At 64.2% G+C, this 17524-nt stretch carries 18 protein-coding genes; 11 read left to right on the top strand and 7 right to left on the bottom strand.

The annotated features are described in order from the left end of the window. A complete protein-coding gene (locus tag ACFSOZ_RS06180; protein ID WP_379094739.1) occupies positions 1–798 on the bottom strand; it encodes a CoA-transferase subunit beta in 798 nt (265 codons plus the stop codon). Next, complete coding sequence (locus ACFSOZ_RS06175; protein WP_379094737.1) at positions 795–1652, bottom strand: CoA transferase subunit A; 858 nt, start codon at positions 1650–1652, stop codon at positions 795–797. Before ACFSOZ_RS06175 ends, ACFSOZ_RS06180 begins: the two co-directional genes overlap by 4 nt. A 119-nt stretch (positions 1653–1771) precedes the next feature. Here ACFSOZ_RS06175 and ACFSOZ_RS06170 point away from each other — a divergent pair, with 119 nt between their 5' ends. Beyond that, a complete protein-coding gene (locus ACFSOZ_RS06170; RefSeq protein ID WP_379094734.1) occupies positions 1772–2542 on the top strand; it encodes an IclR family transcriptional regulator domain-containing protein in 771 nt (256 codons plus the stop codon). 25 nt (positions 2543–2567) lie between these two features. On the opposite strand, the gene ACFSOZ_RS06165 is transcribed toward ACFSOZ_RS06170, so the two are convergent. From ACFSOZ_RS06165 to ACFSOZ_RS06150, 4 genes are read right to left on the bottom strand one after another with little or no spacing between them, the layout of a single operon-like run. Continuing rightward, positions 2568–3872 carry an NAD(P)/FAD-dependent oxidoreductase gene (locus ACFSOZ_RS06165; RefSeq protein ID WP_379094731.1) on the bottom strand — a complete coding sequence of 435 codons (1305 nt, stop codon included), beginning with the start codon at positions 3870–3872 and terminating at the stop codon, positions 2568–2570. After that, entirely contained in the window at positions 3872–5251 is a 1380-nt protein-coding gene (locus ACFSOZ_RS06160; protein WP_379094728.1) for a glutamine synthetase family protein, read from the bottom strand. Before ACFSOZ_RS06160 ends, ACFSOZ_RS06165 begins: the two co-directional genes overlap by 1 nt. 5 nt (positions 5252–5256) lie before the next feature. Then, complete coding sequence (locus tag ACFSOZ_RS06155; RefSeq protein ID WP_379094726.1) at positions 5257–6540, bottom strand: nucleotide disphospho-sugar-binding domain-containing protein; 1284 nt, start codon at positions 6538–6540, stop codon at positions 5257–5259. A 10-nt stretch (positions 6541–6550) separates the two neighbouring features. Next, positions 6551–7729: a GntR family transcriptional regulator gene (locus ACFSOZ_RS06150; RefSeq protein WP_379094993.1), complete on the bottom strand. Its 1179-nt coding sequence runs from the start codon at positions 7727–7729 to the stop codon at positions 6551–6553. Between ACFSOZ_RS06150 and ACFSOZ_RS06145 the strand changes: the two genes are divergently transcribed. The 9 genes from ACFSOZ_RS06145 (at position 7728) to ACFSOZ_RS06105 (ending at position 15566) form a co-directional block, all read left to right on the top strand. After that, positions 7728–8795 (top strand): polyamine ABC transporter substrate-binding protein, encoded by a 1068-nt coding sequence (locus tag ACFSOZ_RS06145; protein ID WP_379094724.1) that lies wholly within the window; start codon positions 7728–7730, stop codon positions 8793–8795. The two genes, ACFSOZ_RS06150 and ACFSOZ_RS06145, sit on opposite strands and share 2 nt — an antisense overlap. A gap of 99 nt (positions 8796–8894) precedes the next feature. Next, complete coding sequence (locus ACFSOZ_RS06140) at positions 8895–9737, top strand: ABC transporter permease (RefSeq protein WP_379094990.1); 843 nt, start codon at positions 8895–8897, stop codon at positions 9735–9737. Next, positions 9730–10524, top strand: coding sequence for an ABC transporter permease (locus ACFSOZ_RS06135; RefSeq protein WP_379094722.1), 795 nt, complete (start codon positions 9730–9732; stop codon positions 10522–10524). Before ACFSOZ_RS06140 ends, ACFSOZ_RS06135 begins: the two co-directional genes overlap by 8 nt. Next, positions 10521–11594, top strand: a complete 1074-nt coding sequence (locus ACFSOZ_RS06130) for an ABC transporter ATP-binding protein (RefSeq protein ID WP_379094720.1) — start codon at positions 10521–10523, stop codon at positions 11592–11594. The genes ACFSOZ_RS06135 and ACFSOZ_RS06130 overlap by 4 nt, the downstream gene beginning before the upstream one ends. Positions 11595–11606: 12 nt before the next feature. Further along, positions 11607–12881 carry a glycosyltransferase gene (locus ACFSOZ_RS06125; protein WP_379094718.1) on the top strand — a complete coding sequence of 425 codons (1275 nt, stop codon included), beginning with the start codon at positions 11607–11609 and terminating at the stop codon, positions 12879–12881. Further along, complete coding sequence (locus ACFSOZ_RS06120; RefSeq protein WP_379094716.1) at positions 12878–13228, top strand: cupin domain-containing protein; 351 nt, start codon at positions 12878–12880, stop codon at positions 13226–13228. Before ACFSOZ_RS06125 ends, ACFSOZ_RS06120 begins: the two co-directional genes overlap by 4 nt. A gap of 99 nt (positions 13229–13327) precedes the next feature. Beyond that, positions 13328–13669: a cupin domain-containing protein gene (locus ACFSOZ_RS06115; RefSeq protein ID WP_379094714.1), complete on the top strand. Its 342-nt coding sequence runs from the start codon at positions 13328–13330 to the stop codon at positions 13667–13669. A gap of 23 nt (positions 13670–13692) precedes the next feature. After that, positions 13693–14037 carry a cupin domain-containing protein gene (locus ACFSOZ_RS06110; protein ID WP_379094712.1) on the top strand — a complete coding sequence of 115 codons (345 nt, stop codon included), beginning with the start codon at positions 13693–13695 and terminating at the stop codon, positions 14035–14037. 20 nt (positions 14038–14057) lie between these two features. Further along, positions 14058–15566: an aldehyde dehydrogenase family protein gene (locus ACFSOZ_RS06105; RefSeq protein ID WP_379094710.1), complete on the top strand. Its 1509-nt coding sequence runs from the start codon at positions 14058–14060 to the stop codon at positions 15564–15566. A 40-nt stretch (positions 15567–15606) separates the two neighbouring features. Here the strand turns inward: ACFSOZ_RS06105 and bla are convergent, their stop codons facing one another. Further along, complete coding sequence (gene bla, locus ACFSOZ_RS06100) at positions 15607–16500, bottom strand: class A beta-lactamase (RefSeq protein ID WP_379094708.1); 894 nt, start codon at positions 16498–16500, stop codon at positions 15607–15609. 105 nt (positions 16501–16605) lie between these two features. On the opposite strand from bla, the gene ACFSOZ_RS06095 reads away from it, so the two are divergent. Next, on the top strand, positions 16606–17493 hold the full coding sequence (locus ACFSOZ_RS06095) for a LysR family transcriptional regulator (RefSeq protein WP_379094706.1): 888 nt from the start codon (positions 16606–16608) through the stop codon (positions 17491–17493). Positions 17494–17524 lie beyond the last annotated feature (31 nt).

Below are 17524 nucleotides of genomic sequence, written 5' to 3'. Positions count from 1 at the left end.
TCATGCAGCCTTTGCTTTTCCGCTTCCCTCATGCGCCGCCTTGGTGCGGGCCTGCAGGTCGCGCAATGTCGTGAGTTCGAGTTCGCTTGGCGCCGGTGTTTCGTCAAGCGCCTCCGCGAACTTTACGATCCAGCCACAGGTCTCCTGCACCTGCTGGCGCGTGACACCTGGATGCAGCGACATCACAGTGAATTCCTTGGTCACCGGGTCCGGCTTCCAGATGGCGAGGTCGGTGATCAGCAAGGTTGGGCCAGCGGTGTCGATGCCAAGCCGCTGGCGATGGTCACCACCGTCGCCATGGCCGAAGGAGGTGAAGAAGTCGATCTTCTCGACCATGCCGCGCCTGGTCTGCGCCATGGTGATGTAGATCTCCTTCGACGACGTTGCGATCTCCGGCGCGCCGCCGCCGCCGGGCAGCCGGGTCTTGGGATGGAAATAGTCGCCGATGACGGTGGTGTTGATGTTGCCGAACTTGTCGAGTTGCGCCGCGCCGAGGAAGCCGATCGAGATGCGGCCGCCCTGCAGCCAGTAGCGGAACATTTCCGGCACCGCGACGGTGGTGACCGCGGTTTCGCACAATTCGCCATCGCCGATCGAGAGCGGCAGCACGTCAGGCGCGGTGCCGATCGTGCCGCTCTCGTAGATCAAGGTAATGTCCGGCGCATGCGTCAGCCGCGCCACATTGCAGGCTGCGGATGGCGCGCCGATGCCGACGAAGCAGACATCGTCATTCCCTAGCTCGCGGCTGGCGGCGATGGTCATCATCTCGTTGGGGCTGAAGCCTGGATTGTCGCTCATGCCGCTTTCCTCAGATGATCGACACGGCCTGCAAAGTCGTCGGCGCTCTTGTCAATGACGTTCGCCTGCATCCACGCCTGGAATTTTTCCCGGTCGGCGGCGATCTCGTCCCATTCCAGATAGGCCGCATTGTCACGCGCATAATAACCATGCGCGTAGGACGGGTGCGAACCGCCGGGCACGACTGATATCGCCGCGATCGTCCAGCGCGGCAGCACCGTCAAATTGGGGTGCAGATCGTCGAAATTGTCGACGACTTCCTCCACCGTCACCACCGCTCGACTAGCCGCCAGCACGGCTTCCTTCTGGATGCCGATGATGCCTTCGACCAGCACATTGCCTTTCCTGTCAGCCTTCTGCGCATGAATGAAGGTGACGTCAGGCCGGATCGAGGGGACGGCCGCCAGCACCTCGCCGGTGAACGGGCAGGTGATCGATTTGATGTTCGGATTGACCGCCGCCAGCCCAGCGCCGCGATAGCCGCGAAACACCGCGCAGGGCAGGCCAGCCGCACCCGCCTCATAGGCATTGGCCATGCCGGCATGGCTGTGTTCCTCGATCTCGATCGATCTGGGAAAGCCGTTCTCGATGGCGTCGCGGGCACGCCGCAGCAGGCCGACCCCGGGATTGCCGACATAGGAGAAGACGATCTTCTTCGCCATGCCCATGCCGATCATCTGGTCGTAGATCAGGTCCGGCGTCATCCGGATCAAGGTTAGGTCGCGAAACCCCTGGCGGATTGCCTCATGCGCCGCAGCAGTCGGAATCAGGTGCGTGAAGCCCTCGAAGGCGACCGAGTCACCATCGTTCAGGTTCTCGGCCACGGCCTGTTTGAGCGGCAGGAACTTGACCATCGCTTGGGCTCCAGGTTCGAAATGTTCGTATTGCGAACATTTGTTTTGTATGCGATACTTTCTACGCCAAGTGATGGCGTTGAGTCAATCCGGGCGCCGATGACGCCCATGGAGGTGAGATGGACCAAGAGGCTGCTTCCCGCGACCATGTCGGCTCGCTCGAGCGCGGCCTTGCCGTCATGGAGATCCTGGCCCGGCACCCCGCCGGCATGACGCTGACGGAAATGGCGGAGGAAGCGGGACTGACCCGCGCCGGCGCCCGTCGATTCCTGCTGACGCTTGTCGCCACCGGCTACGCCACCCAAGCCGGGCGCGTGTTCTCCCTGTCGCCGCGCCTGCTGACGGTCGCCCGCACCTGGCTCGGCGGCGCCTCGCTGTGGAGCTTCGCTGCCCCCATCATGCGCGCCGTGGCGACGCACCTGAACGAGGCCTGTTCGGCGGCCATCCTGTCGGGGCAGGATGTCGTCTATGTCGCCCGCATTCCCGGCCGGCGCATTCTCAGCGTGTCGCTCGATGTCGGCACCAGGCTGCCGGCCCATTGCACCTCGATGGGGCGCATCCTGCTTGCCGGCCTGACGTCCGGGGAATTGGACACATTTCTCGGCCAGGCGACGATCGAGAGACGAACGCCGAAAACGATCACCGACCGGCATCTGCTGGCTGCCGCCATCGGCAAGGCGAAGACGGACGGCTTTGCCATCGTCGACGAGGAGCTGGAGCTCGGCCTGCGCTCGATCGCCGTGCCGATCCGCGACCGCGCGCAACGCACGGTCGCGGCCATCAACGTCTCGACCCAGTCGGCCCGCTTCACCGTCGCGGAGATGGAACGGGAAATCCTGCCGGCGCTGCTTGAGGCCAGGCAGCGCATCGAGGATTTCTTCGTCGTCTAAGTCATCGGGGTTGCATCTCGCACTTTCAATGCTTGATGCGGTCGCGCATCGCGTACCAGAGCATGCCGAGCACATAGAGCGGTCCGCGCAGCGCCGTGCCGCCGGGGAACGGCATAGGCGTCAGCGTCGAGAACAGGTCGAGCCGCGAGGCGTCGCCGGTGATCGCCTCGGCCAGCAGCTTGCCCGACAGTGTCGACAGGATGACGCCCTTGCCGGAATAGCCATGCGCGAAATAGACCTCGCCATAGTGCCCGACATGCGGCAGCCGCGACGTCGTTACCGACACCAGCCCGCCCCAGGCGTGATCGATTCGGCAGCCCTGCAGTTGCGGAAAGGTCTTTTCCATATGCGGCCGCACGAAGCCGGCAATGTCGGCCGGCGGCGACGGCGTGTAGCGCTCGCCGCCGCCGAACAGCAGACGTCCGTCCGCCGACATCCGGTAATAGTTGACGACGAAGCGGGTGTCGGACACCGCGACATTGGCCGGGATGACATTGCGTTTGCCTTCCAGCGGCTCGGTGGCGACGATGTAGTTGCCGACCGGCATGATGCGGCTGTTGACGCGCGGCTCCAACCCATTGAGCAGCGCATCGCCGGCCAGCACGACATGCTTTGCCCGGACCGACCCGTTGGCCGTCGAGACCTTGATCGAAGGCTCCCGCTCCAGCCCCACGGCAACCGAATTCTCGTGGATGATAACGCCCGCCGCGACCGCGGCGCGGGCAAGGCCGAGCGTGTAATTCAGCGGATGCATGTGGCCGCCAAGCGGCTCGTACATCGCGCCGTGATAGGGCGTGTCGACCTTGCCGCGTGCCTCCGCCGCCGACAGGATTTCGGCATGCGGGAACTTCATCACCGTGGCGAGGCACTCGGCGTCTTCCTCGATATCCTTGAGATCGGAGCCGTTGACCGCGCCGACCAGATGGCCCGTCAGCCTGAGGTCGCAATCGATGGCGTGGCGCTCGATGATGTCGAGCACCAGCCCGCGCGCCTCGAAGGCGAGGTCGAACAACGCTTTCGCCCGTTCAGGTCCGTAGAGCTTGACCAGGCCTTTGGCGCCCTTGCGCAGGCCGGGGATCATCTGGCCGCCATTGCGCCCCGATGCGCCCCAGCCGATCTTGCCGCCTTCGAGCAGTACCACCTTCAACCCGCGTTCGGCGGCGTGAAGGGCCGCCGACAGGCCGGTGCAGCCGCCGCCGACCACCACCAGGTCGGCGTCGACATCCCCCTGCAGGGCGGGATGGTCCGGCGACGGATTTGCCGTCGCGACATAATAGGATTTGCCGATATCCAGGCCGGAATTGAAGCCCTCGGAATTGAAGCCCATCATCACACCTTCAGCAGCAGGTGGTCGCGTTCCCAGCTCGTCACCACGCCCTGGAACAGGTCGAGTTCGACACTCTTGACGCGCAGATAGGTCTGGAAGAAGTCCTCGCCGAGCAGTTCCCGCACCGCGTCGCAAGCGGTGAAACGATCCAGCGCCTCCTCCATGGTTTTCGGCAGCGTGCTCTTGATCTTGTAGGCATTGCCCGACGCCTCGGCCGAGCGCGCGAGCTTCTGCTCGACACCGAGATAGCCTGCGAGAAGCGAGCCGGCGATCGCCAGATAGGGGTTGGAATCCGCACCCGGCAAGCGGTTCTCGATCCGCCGCGCGGCGCGGCCACCGGCCGGCACGCGCAGGCCGCAGGAGCGGTTGTCATGCGACCATTCGATGTTGGCAGGCGCGCTGTGGTTTGGGCGGATGCGACGGAACGAGTTCACATTCGGCGCAAACAACGGCATGATCTCGGGGACATATGTCTGCAGGCCGCCGATGAAATGGCCGAACATTTCGGTGTCGGCATCATCAGTGCCGGCAAACAGCGTGTTGCCGGCCTCGTCGATGACAGACATGTGCAGATGCATCGAGCTGCCAGCCTGCGCCGCGATCGGCTTGGCCATGAAGGTGGCGTGCATGCCGCTTTGCTGCGCGGCCTGGCGCGTCAGCCGTTTGAACAGCAGCACCTTGTCGGCCAGCGGCAGCGCATCGCCATGCAGGAAATTGATCTCCAGCTGCGCGGTGCCCGATTCATGGATCAGCGTGTCGAGCGGCAGCCCTGCTGCTGCGGCATAATCATAGATGCGGCGGATCACCGGCTCGAATTCCTCGAGCGCGGCCATGTCATAGGGATGCTGCACGGTCTCCGTGCGGCCATTGCCGCCAACCGGTGCGGTCAGCGGCCGGTCGGGATCGGGATTGGGCGCGGTCAGATAGAATTCGAGCTCCGGCGCCACCACCGCCCGCCAGCCACGCTGGCGATAGAGATCGAGCACGGCTCTCAGCACATGACGCGGCGAAGCCATCCATGGCCGCTCGTCCATGTGGAAGGCATCGGCAAAGACATAGGCCTTGCCCGCACCGGCGCCAGGCGCCAGGCACAGCGTCGAAACATCAGGCACCATGCGCATGTCCGGGTCCGAATAGGCAAAACCCTCGTCGATCGACCCGGAATAGCGGCCGTCGATGCTGACCAGAAAAGCGCTGCTCGGCAGATAGAGCGCGCGATCTTCCAGCGCTTTGAGGAACTTGGCCGTTGGCAAGGCCTTGCCGCGCAGGACGCCGTTCATGTCGGGCACCAGGCACTCGACCTCGTTGATGCCGTGCTGGGCTAGCCAGGCCTTGGGATCGTTACCGCTGGAGAGCGAGGTATTCGCGTTTTTATCAAGCATTTCGTTCATGTCCGTATCAGAGAGAGTATGGCTTGCGCGGCCACGTCCGTTCCAGGGGTCAGCGCCATATGGGCTGCATTGTCCCTGAGGCGGCCGCGCATGGCGTCATCGGCCAGCAGGCCGAGAATGACTCTCTCCAATACTCCTTCTGTCCAGCCATCACGGCCGATATGGTTGCCGACGCCGGTCTCCTCGGCGCGCCGCGCATTGTCATGCCCATCCCAGCAATAGGGCATGATCAGCGACGGCACGCCGAAGCGCAGCGCCTCGCAAAAGCTGTTGTTGCCGCCGTGGTGGATGAACAGGTCGGACTTCGCCACCACCGAGGGCTGCGGAAACCAGGCGTCGAGATAGACATTGTCCGGCACCGCGCGATAGGCGTCGCGCAAGCCGCCGGCATTGACGATGAACCGCGCCGGCAGCCTGTCGAACACGGCCAGCATGCGCTCGATCAGTCCGACATCCATGGCGCCGAGACTGCCGAAACTGACATAGACCAGCGGTCCGCCATTGCGCGGAAACACCGGCACCTGGAACGGGCCTTCCGAACGCACGCAGCCTTCGAGATAGACGAAGCGGGCTGGATCGAGCGGTTCGGCGCGCTCGCGGCGCACGATCGTCGGCGTCAGCAGCAGGTTGAGGTCAGGCGAGGCTTCGAGGAACAAGCCCTTCGGCAGCGGCGCCAGGCCGGCATCCGCCCGGAAGCGGTTGAAGCGGTCATGCGCCGGCGCCGAGGCCTTGAGATAGCGGGCCTCGAACGTCGCGCGTTGCGGGTCGTCAGTGCCAAGACCCGACAGATAGGGCGGCACCTGCGCGTCCGGAAGCTCGGTCTCGGCGCAGGAAACGACACGCACCCACGGACAGCCGGCCGCAGCGATCGCCGGGAACATGATGACATTGTCGAGCACCACCGCGTCCGGTTTCAGCCGCGCCAGCAATTGCCGCAGCGGCGCCTCGGCATTGACCGCGGTGTCGACGATCGCCTGCCAGGTCGGCGCGACATAGGTTTCGAGCTGGTCGACGGGGCTCAGCCTGAAATGCGGCAGATGCCTGCGAACGAAAGCCTGCCAGTAGCTCTGGCGCTCGCTGTCGCTCAGCGGCTCGTCGGTCGGCAGCTGATATTCCTGAAAACCATAGTCGGCAAAGACACCGGAAAAGCCGGCATGGCAGATGAAGACAGGCCGGGCGCCTTTCGCCCGCAGCGCCTGCGCAATGCCGACGCAATTCAACGCCGCGCCGAAACTGGCTTCGGGAAACAGCGCGATGGTCGGGCTGGCTTTACGCGTCAATCAATCCTCGTCATTCCGGCCGGCTGATCATGCCGAACAGGGCGGGAGCCCCGCGACTGGCCGCTTGCGGTCGCTGGTTGCGGGAGAGCCGCAGGTGAATGCGAAGCAGATCGGCAGCCACCTCATACTGCCGGCTTTCAAGATGGTCGAGTATATTCAGGTGTTCGCGCAGCGACTGCCGCAGCCGGAAGACGTTGACGCCGGCATAGATGCCCGGCAGCCGGCGCAGCCTGAGGTGATCGGCCAGCGCGTCGGCCACGAAGCGGTTGGCGCAGCCCTCGGCCAGCATGCCGTGAAAATCGATGTCCAGCCGCTGGAACTCGCGTGTGTCGAAGGCGGCGTCGGGCAGCGCCGACAGCGCTTCCATGCCCTGGCGCAAGGCGGCGGCGCGTGCGCCGTCCAGCCGGAAGCCGGGCGTCAGGATGGCTGCGGGCTCCAGCAGCAAGCGGTACTCATAGCTTTCGCCCTGCGCCTCCGGATCATCCGGCGCGCGGCGGAAAAGCCAGGACTGCCCGGGCGCACGGTCCAGCAGATTCTCTTCCGTCAGTTTGTTGAGCGCTTTTAGTACCGTCTTTCGCCCAGCATCGTACCGCCGCATCAGTCCCGCGACGGTTACAGTCTGGTCCAGCCGCCGCGCCGACCGATCGCGCAGGATCGCCTCGGCAAGCTCGTCCTCCTCGGTTGCAGGCAATTCCGTGGCAACGGCCGCCTGCGCGGTGAGGTCGATGGCCAGATGATAGCCCGATGCCGCCTCCCAACGCACGACGCCCTGTTCCGCAAGCAGGCTGAGCGCCGCCCGCACCGGCGTGCGCGAGACGTTGCACAGCGAGGCGATCTGCTGCTCCGGCAGCCGTGCGCCGGGCTCGAAGCCGCGCTGCCGCGCCACATCCAGGATGCGCTGCGCCAGGTCGAGATGGTTGGTGCGGGGTCGTCGGGCTGCGGCTTGCATGACAATGCTCGTGAACGGACGTGGCCTATACGCTTTGACCGATCGGCCGCGCGGACGCAATCGGCCAGATTCCTCGGTCGCTTGGCAAATTATGGATTGACGTACTTTTTTCTGCAATAGTACTGTCAGGACAATCGGCCAAAAAAAAGACCGAGGGAACAGGATCGAGGCGGCGGCACAGGTCGCAGCGTTGGTCCGGCGAATGAACTCGACGATCAACCAGAATGGGGAACCTGTCATGACCGCCACGACCTTCCTGCGGCACCGTTCGCTGAAGATGCCGTCAATCGCACTCGGCCTTGCCCTGGCGCTGTCGGCGCCGGCGATGGCTGCCGACCTCGTCATTTCCAACTGGGACGGCTACATGGCGCCCGACGCCATGGCCGCCTTCAAGACCGCGACCGGGGTTTCCGGCGAGGTGGTTGTTCATGCCACCAATGAGGAGATCATGGGCAAGCTCATCGCCGCCGGCGGCAAGGGCTATGACGTGGTCTTCGTCTCCTCGCCCTTCGCCGAAGTGTTGAGCAAGCTCGGCCTGACCGAGCCGATCGACCACGCCAAGGTTCCCAACCTCGCCAATCTCTATCCGGAAGCGACAAACCTTCCGCACGATGTCGGCAACACATTTTCCGTGCCTTACACCTGGGGCACGACAGGCCTCTGCTATCGCTCGGACCTGGTTAAGGTCGCGCCGACCAGCTGGAGCGACCTGCTCGCCCCGTCCGATGAGCTGAAGGGCAAGACCACCATGCTGGCGACCGATCGCTGGCTGCTGGCCGCCGGCCAGCTCGACAAGGGCTTTTCCGTCAATGAGACCGATCCGGCCAAGATGGCCGAGGTCAAGGACCTGCTGATCTCGGCCAAGAAGACCCTGCTCGCCTATGACGACACCACCTTCTATTCGAAGCTGGTTTCCGGCGAGGCGCTGATGGTGCAGGCATGGGACGGCTGGTGCAATTACGGCATCGCCGAAAAGCCCGAGATCAAGTACGTCATCCCCAAGGAAGGCTCCGACCTGTGGGTCGACACCATGGTGGTGATGAAGGCCTCCGCCAACAAGGACGCCGCCTTCCAGTTCATCAATTTCATGCTCGACGCCAAGAACCACGCCTGGGCGGCGCAAAACATCGACTACAAGGTGCCGAACAAGCCGGCCATGGAAAGCCTGCCGGCCGATTTCCTGGCAAAATTCCCCAACATGGCGATGCCGGTGGCCGACCTCGTCAAGTTCGAGCAGCTGCGGGATGTCGGCGACGCCCAGCGCGACTATTCGAAGATCGTCAGCGAGATCAAGGCCGCGCAGTAAACGGCCTCAAATCAGACATCACGGCTGGCGGCGCTTCTGCCGCTGGCCCTGAGCGGTACCCGAAAATTGTCCCAGACCCGACTTCGCTCCTCCTTGCTGATGGCCCCTGCGCTGGTCTGGCTGACCGCGCTGATGGTGGTGCCGTGCGCGCTGGTGCTGGCGCTCGCCTTCTTCCGGCGCGGCATCTATGGGGGCATCGAATACACCTTCACGCTGGAGAATTTCGGGCTGGTCTTCGACCCGCTCTATGCCGGCATCTTCCTCAACTCGGCGCGCATCGCCGGCACGGCGACGCTGATTGCGGTGGTGATCGGCTATGCCGCCGCCTACGCCTTATCAGCCGCACCGCGCCGGCTGCAGCCGGTGTTCCTGTTCTTCGCCGTATTGCCGTTCTGGTCCAACTACCTGATCCGCACCTATGCCTGGATCGTGCTGCTCAACCGCGAGGGCCTCATCACCCAGTTGCTGCGCTGGTTCGGCTACACCGGCGAGCCGCCATCGATGCTCTATACCGAGGGCGCCGTCATCGCTGGCCTGGTCTACAACTACCTGCCGTTCGACATCCTCGCCTGCTACGCGCCGCTGTCGCGGCTCAACCCGGAGCTTGCCGAAGCCTCGCGTGACCTCGGCGCATCGGCCATGACCACTTTTCGCCGGGTCATCCTGCCGCTGACCGTGCCCGGCATCGCCGCCGGCGCCGTCTTCGTCTTCGTACTGTCGATCGGCAATTTCGTCACGCCGGCGCTGCTCGGTGGCGGCCGCTTCCAGATGATCGGCAATCTCGTCTACGACCAGTTCCTGACCGCCAATGACTGGCCATTCGGCGCTGCACTGGCCATGGCGCTGATCGCCATCATGCTCCTGGTGCTGATGGCACAGGCCTTGGCCGCCGACCGCGTCTCGGGCCGAGCCGCGCAAGTGAGCGGAGGCGCCGATGGCTGAGCGCTCTCCCGCCACGCGGCGCACGCTCTGGCTCGTGCTGAGCCTGGTCTTCGCCTTCCTCTACATTCCGATTGCCGTGCTGGTGGCGCTGTCCTTCAACGAAGGCGGACTGCCGACGGCATGGTCCGGCTTTTCGCTGAAATGGTATGCCTCGCTGGCCGGCAATTCCGCCATCCTCTCCGCCGCGCTCAACACGCTGATCGTGGCGCTGGTCTCGACCGCCATCGCCACTCTGCTCGGCACCCTGCTGGCGATCGGCGTCGAGATGCGCCGGCAGTACGGCAAGGGCCTCGAAGCGCTGATCTTCGCGCCGATGATCATCCCCGACATCGTGCTGGCGATCGCGCTGCTCTCGTTCTTCTCCATGCTCAACCTGACCATGGGCCTGCACACCATCATCCTGGCTCATGTCGTCTTCAACCTCGCCTTCGTCTGCTCGGTGGTGCGCGCGAGGTTGAAGAGCTTCGACTGGTCGATCGTCGAGGCCTCGGCCGACCTTGGCGCCTCCGCCATCACCACTTTCCGGCGGGTGACGTTGCCGGTCATCCTGCCGGCGGTGATCGCCGGCGCGTTGCTTGCCTTCACGCTGTCGGTCGACGAGTTCATCATCGCCTTTTTCACCGCCGGCGCCGGCCGCGCCTCGACGACGCTGCCGATGCAGATCTATGCGATGATCCGTTTCGGCATCACACCGGAGATCAACGCCCTGGCGACCATCGTCATGGCGGTCAGCATCACCGCGCTGACCCTGTCGCAGCGGCTCAACCGCGGGATTATCGGCCAATGAGCGAACCGCGCACGCTGCTGGCCATCGACAAGGTGTCGAAGAATTTCGGCCGGGTGAGCGCCGTCGACGGCATTTCCCTCGACATCCGCGAGAACGAGTTCTTCGCCCTGCTTGGCCCTTCCGGCTGCGGCAAGACCACGCTGCTGCGCATGCTGGCCGGCTTCGAGACGCCCAGTGGCGGCCGCATCCTGCTCGATGGGCACGATATCGCCAGGACCCCGCCCAACAAACGGCCGGTCAATCTGATGTTCCAGTCCTACGCGCTGTTTCCGCATATGAGCGTCCGGGCCAATGTGTCCTATGGGCTGGAGATGGAGCGTTTGCCGGCTAGCGAAATCCGCTCCCGCGTCGATGCCATCCTGTCGACAACCGAGCTCGTCCCCTTCGCCGACCGCAAGCCGGAGCAATTGTCGGGCGGCCAGAAGCAGCGCGTCGCGCTCGCCCGGGCGCTGGTCAAGCGGCCCCGGTTGCTGTTGCTCGACGAGCCGCTCGGCGCGCTCGACAAGAAGCTGCGCGGCGCCATGCAATTGGAATTGAAACGCCTGCAGCACGAGGTTGGCATCACCTTCGTCATCGTCACCCACGACCAGGAGGAATCGCTTGTCATGGCCGACCGCATGGCGGTGCTCAAGGACGGCAAGCTGCTGCAATGCGACACCCCGCACGCGGTCTACGAGCATCCCGCCGACCGTTTCGTCGCCGACTTCATCGGCGTGATGAACTTCGTGCCGGGCAAGGCCGCCGCCGATGGCGTCATGGCAGGCAATGGCACTCGGATCGCCGGCAAGGTTCCGGCCTCGCTTTCGCCCGGTGCGTCCGCTGTCGCGTCGGTGCGGCCCGAGCGCATCCGGCTGTTCCCCTCGGGTGAGACCGCCAATCAAACCACCGGCACTATCGAGGCGATGGCCTATCAGGGGCTCGACCTGCAGCTGCATGTCCGCACCCCGCTGTCGCCAAAGCCGTTCCTGGTTCGGGTCACCGCTGATGCCGCCGACCGCCGACCGGTCTCGTCGGGCGACCAGGTCGAACTCGGCTGGGACGCCGCCGATGTCAGAATTTTCGCAGATTGAAGGAGAAGCCTGATGGCGCAGAAGACGATCGCGTTTTTTCCCGAAGCGGCCTACGGCCCGGCGCTCAATTCCGTCGGCATCGCCCAGGCGATCGAGGCGCGTGGACACAAGGCCGTGTTCCTGTCCGATCCCGGCTTCGTCGATGTCTACAAGGGCTACGGCTTCGAGGCCCATCCGGTGAACCTGTCCGAGCCGATGCCGCCGGAGCAGATGGCCAAGTTCTGGGAGGATTTCATCAACGGCCACATCCCGAACTTCCGCAAATCGCCCTACGACCAGGTCGGCAATTACGTCAAGGATTGCTGGACGGCGATCGTCGACAGCGCCAAATGGGCGCAGAAGGATCTGCCGAGCGTTCTCGCCGCCATCAAGCCGGACGTGATCTGCGTCGACAACGTCATCCTGTTTCCGGCGATCAAGCAGTTCGGCAAGCCGTGGGTGCGCGTCATCTCCTGCTCGGAAAACGAGATCGAGGATGAGGACATCCCGCCGCATCTCTCCGGCTGCGGCGAGAACGACCATGCCGGGCACCAGCGCTACCGCGACCATTTCAACGCGGTGATCAAGCCGATCCATGACGACTTCAACACCTTCCTCACCGCCAACAGCGAGGCGCCCTATCCAATCGGCCAGTTCTTCGAGGCCTCGCCTTATCTCAACCTGCTGCTTTATCCCGAGGCGGCGAAGTTCAAGCGCGGCCATCCGCTCGACCCGGCAAAGTTCCAGTATCTCGAAGGCTGCGTGCGTCAGGAAAAGCCCTACACGGTGCCGACCTTCGCTGAGAACAATGACGGGCCGCTGCTCTATGTTTCCTTCGGCAGCCTGGGCGCCGGCGATGTCGACCTGTTGAAGCGCATCATCGCGACATTGGGCAAGACGCGCTACCGCGCGCTGGTCAATGTCGGCGGCTACAAGGACCAGTACACGGACGTGCCCGGCAACATCATTGTCGAGAGCTGGTTCCCGCAGCCCTCGGTCATCCCGCAGGTCGATGCGGTGATCCACCATGGCGGCAACAACTCGTTCACCGAGTGCCTCTATTTCGGCAAGCCGGCGATCATCATGCCCTATGTCTGGGACGGCCACGACAACGCCACCCGCGTCGAGGAAACCGGCCACGGCTTCGGCATGCCGCGCTACGACTGGAGCGATGCCGATCTGATCGCGAAGATCGAAACCTGCCTGACGGATCCGAAAATGAAGGCCAAACTGGCGAAGACCTCGGCACAGATGCACGCGCAGAACGGTCCGGAAAAGGCTGCTGGGTTGTTGGAGAGATTGCTGTGACCTCCTCCGCCCCACATCTCCACCAGGCCTCGACCCGCACCGATCTCGTCGACTGGGGCGCTCAGCCGGATGCGCTGGAGGGCGCTTCGCATTCCACCGGCCGGCTGGTGCACAAGGGGCCGAACAACCAGCCGGAATGCGGCATCTGGGTCTGCACGCCCGGGCGCTGGCGGTTGGCGATCCCGCGCGACGAATTGTGCCATTTTGTCGCCGGCCGCGCGACCTACCGGTCGAATGTCGGCGAAGTGATAGAAGTCTCCGCGGGAACCGTGGTCATGTTCCCGGCCGGCTGGGCGGGTGAGTGCACGGTCCATGAGACAATGCGCAACGTCTACATGCTGGCCTGAAAGCATGATCCCGAAAAGTGGGAGCCGGTTTTCTCGGACAAACGGAAACTGTTTGTCCAGAGATCATGCTCAAGCAAAGGTACACGGGAGTTTGACGACATGCCGACACCGCATTGGCCGAAGGCCTCGACCGTGAACCTGGAGGACTGGGGGGCGGGCAGCAACACGCTTGCCGGCTCGCCACGTGCCTCTGGCAAGATCCTGTCACAGAACCCGGACGGATCGAGTGAATGCGGCCTGTGGTCGTGCACGTCAGGCACCCGAAAAGTCACCTTCCCTGCCGACGAGTTCTGTCATTTCCTGTCGGGACGCGGCAGCTATGTCCATGAGAATGGCGAGCAGATTCCGATCGAGGCCGGCACGCTTGTGTTCTTCCCCGCCGGCTGGACCGGCATCTCCATCATCACCGAAACGCTGACCAAGGCCTTCATGTGCCGGTGAGCACCCATTCCAAGGAAATCGACATGACCACGCCCATCATGAAATCCCCACTCACTATTACCGACCTCGTCGACTGGGGCGTTATCCCGACAATGATCGAGGGCGAATCCCGCACCTCGGGCAAGCTTCTGTACAAGGGGCCGGAAGGTCGCTCCGAGTGCGGCCTATGGGTCTGCACGCCGGGCAAATGGCATTGCCACGTCACCCGCGACGAGTTCTGCCACTTCCTCGAAGGCCGCTGCACCTACGTCCATCAGTCGGGCGAAATCATCGAGATCGAGCCGGACACAGCAGCGTTTTTTCCGCAGGACTGGAAAGGCGTCTGCACCGTCCATGAGACGATCAAGAAGGTCTACATGATCCGCTGAGCGGGTCCGAGAGGATGTCCATGCATTTCTCCCCTGACCGGCCGGCTTTCTTCATCAACCCGGATTACCGGCCGATGGCCGGCGCGAATAAACCGGTGATCGATCCGGCGACGCTGGAAACGGTCGGCGTCATCGCGCCCGCCGGCGACAGCGAGATCGATGCCGTGCTCACCGCGGCCACCAAGGCGCAGGCCGCCTGGAAAAAGCTCGACGCCAAGAGCCGGGCCAAGCATCTGCATGCCGTCGCCAACGCCATCGAGGCGGCCGACTTCACGCGCTGCGCCGAACTGATGGTGCGTGAGATGGGTAAGCCTTATCCGGAAGCGATCGGCGAGATCGCCAACTGCGCGCCGATCTTCCGCTACTATGCCGAGATGGCGCGCGACGACGCCGGCAAGATCGCCGGCACGACGCAGGCCGGTTCGTTCCAGTATGCGCGCTACGAGCCCTATGGCGTGTCGGTGCACATCATGCCCTACAATTTCCCGATCCTGCTGATGTGCTGGACCGTCGCCGCCTCGCTGGCCGCCGGCAATGCCTGCGTCATCAAGCCGGCCGAAGCGACGACGCTGTCGACACTGGACTACATGACCGTGTTCCGCTCCTTGCCGGAAGGGCTGGTCTCCTGCCTGCCCGGCGGCGCGGCAACCGCGCAGGCGCTGATCGCCTCGGAGCGCACCCATGCCGTCGCCTTCACCGGATCGGTCGCTGCCGGCAAGGCGGTGGCCGTAGCCTGCGCCGAACGCATGAAGCCATGCGTCATCGAGGCCGGCGGCAGCGATCCGCTGATCATCAGCCAACACGCCCCGCTCGAGATCGCGGCGGCCGGCAGCGTCACCGCCGCCTTCCATCTCACCGGCCAGGTCTGCACCTCGGCCGAGCGCTTCTTCGTCGTCGACGCCGTGCATGACCGGTTTGTCGACCTGTTCGCCGAAAGGACACGCGCGCTGCGCATCGGCAACGGGCTGGACAAGACCGAGATCGGCCCGCTGGTCAGCGAAGGTGCGAGGGCCAAGGTCATGCGCTTGGTGGACGACGCTATTGCCAACGGCGCCGTTGCAGTCACCGGCGGCCGCATTCCGCCAGCGCACAACACCGGCTGGTTCTACGAGCCGACCATCCTCACCGGCGTCACCCCTGACATGGCGATCGTGCGTGAGGAGTGCTTTGGCCCGGTCGCCGCCATCTGCCGGGTCAAGGATTTCGACGAGGCGATCCGGCTTGCCAATGACAGCCCATTCGGGCTCGGCGCCTCGGTGTTCACCACCGATCTGGCCGAGGCGCATGAGGCGGCGGAGAGGCTCGAGGCCGGCATGGTCTGGGTCAACAACCCGCTGATCGACAATGACGCCCTGCCCTTCGGCGGCTGGAAGGCGTCGGGCCTCGGCCGCGAGCTTGGACGCCAGGGGCTCGACGCCTTCCGCCGCTCGAAGATGGTCATCATCGACCACAAGCCGGCTATCCAGGACTGGTGGTATCCCTATCCCGACAGCTGGTTCCGCGAAACCGGCGGCCGCAAGCACGTCTGAGATGAGCGCGCGACAACGCCGCGCCGCTCGACACAATGATTTACACTTCGATCGCTTCGACCAATGCCCGCGAGACAGAAGCAATCACCGCGTTGCGCTTGGCCAGGCCCTGTTTCGTGCCGGTCAGATAAACCGACATCAGGATCGGATTGCCTAGGGTCGGCCAGATCACGGCCGCATCATTGGTGCTGCCGCGCGCGCCGGTTCCGGTCTTGTCGCCGGATGTCCAGCCTTTCGGCAGCGCTGCCCGGATGCGCTCGTCGCCGGTCTTGTTGGCCACCAGCCACTCGACAAGCTGCGCCCGGCTCTTCTCCGACAGGCTATTGCCGATCGTCAGCCGTTCGAAATTGTTGGCCATGGCCAGCGGTGAGGTCGTGTCGCGCGCGTCGCCCGGCAGCGACTCGTTCAGCTCCGGCTCGATCCGGTCCAGCCTGGCCACCTTGTCGCCGATCGAACGCAGATAGGACGTCAGTTGCGCCGGCCCGCCAAAGGACTCCAGCAAGAGATTGGCCGCCCCGTTGTCGCTGACTGTCACGGCGGCCTCGCAGAGCTGTGCTACCGTCATTTCGCTGCCAGCATGTTTCTTGGTCGTCGGAGAATTCGCGATGACAGCGTCGTGCGGGATCTTGACGTTGCGGTCGAGCTGCTCGATGCCGCCATCGACGCGATGCAACACGAACGCCGCTGCGAGGGCCTTGAAGGTGCTGCACATTGGAAACAGCTCGTTCTCGCGATAGCCGAATTGTGCCGTCGTTCCGGAGATCCGGCAGGCCACGCCGAGCCGACCACCGCTTTTCGCCTCGATCCGCCTTATTTTCGGCAAGACCTCATCAAATTTTGTCGGGCTCGTTGCCGCCTTCGCGATTGCGCCAAGGGTGACGGGGGCCGTCAAGACCACCGCGAGACCACTGATGAAACTGCGTCTGCTTGTCATGTCCACACTCTCTGTTGCCCCGCACGGCAGAACTGGACCGGATCCGACGCCGTCGCAAACGAGTAAACATCGCCCCCGACATAAGAAAAACTAGGGCTGGGATTGATGAAGCGATCGCACCTCCCGCTGAATGGCTTGCGCGCCTTCGAGGCCTCCGCAAGGCATCTCAGCTTCACCGGCGCCGGCCTCGAGCTGCGCGTCACCCAGGCCGCCGTCAGCCATCAGATCAAGGGCCTTGAAGAGGTCCTTGGCGTCAGGCTTTTTCGCCGATTGCCGCACGGCCTCGCCTTGAGCGAGGAAGGCGAAGCCCTGCTGCCCGTGCTGAGCGATGCCTTCAACAGAATCAGCGTCACGCTCGACCGCTTCGAGGGCGGCCGCTTCAACGACATCGTCACCGTCGGTGTCGTCGGCACTTTCGCCTCGGGCTGGCTGATCGCCAGATTGCCGGCATTTCACCAGGCCTATCCGGACATCGAACTGCGCATCTCGACCAACAACAACCGGGTCAATCTCGCAGCCGACGGTCTCGACTTCGCCATCCGCTTCGGCGACGGCTCCTGGCAAGGCACCGAGAACACGCCGCTGCTGCCCGGCGGCTTCTCGCCGGCCTGCACGCCCGACATCGCGGCGCGTCTGCGCGACCCCTCGGACCTGGCGCGCGAAACGCTGCTGTGTTCCTACCGGGAAGACGAATGGTTGCGCTGGTTCGAGGCGGCAGGGCGCCATTGCCCGCCGATCAAAGGCATCGTCTTCGACTCATCGGTCACCATGGCTAACGCTGCCGTCCAGGGCGCCGGCGTGGCGCTGTTGCCGGTTTCAATGTTCAGCCGCGAACTCCGCTCGGCTGAGCTGGTGCAGCCCTTCGACTGCACGGTCGATGTCGGCCGATACTGGCTCTCAGTGCGGCGCAGGCGCCAGAACTCGCAGGCAATGACGATCTTCGCCGACTGGCTGAAGGCCGAGACGGAGTGCAGTTCCAGAAAAAGTGCTTAGCGGTTTTCCGTTCCGAATTGCGCTGACAAAC

The sequence above is a fragment of the Mesorhizobium newzealandense genome, from assembly GCF_042682145.1.
Taxonomy (GTDB): Bacteria; Pseudomonadota; Alphaproteobacteria; order Rhizobiales; family Rhizobiaceae; genus Mesorhizobium; species Mesorhizobium newzealandense.
Note: the sequence above shows the minus strand (reverse complement) of the source record. Positions and strands in the feature narration are given on the sequence as shown.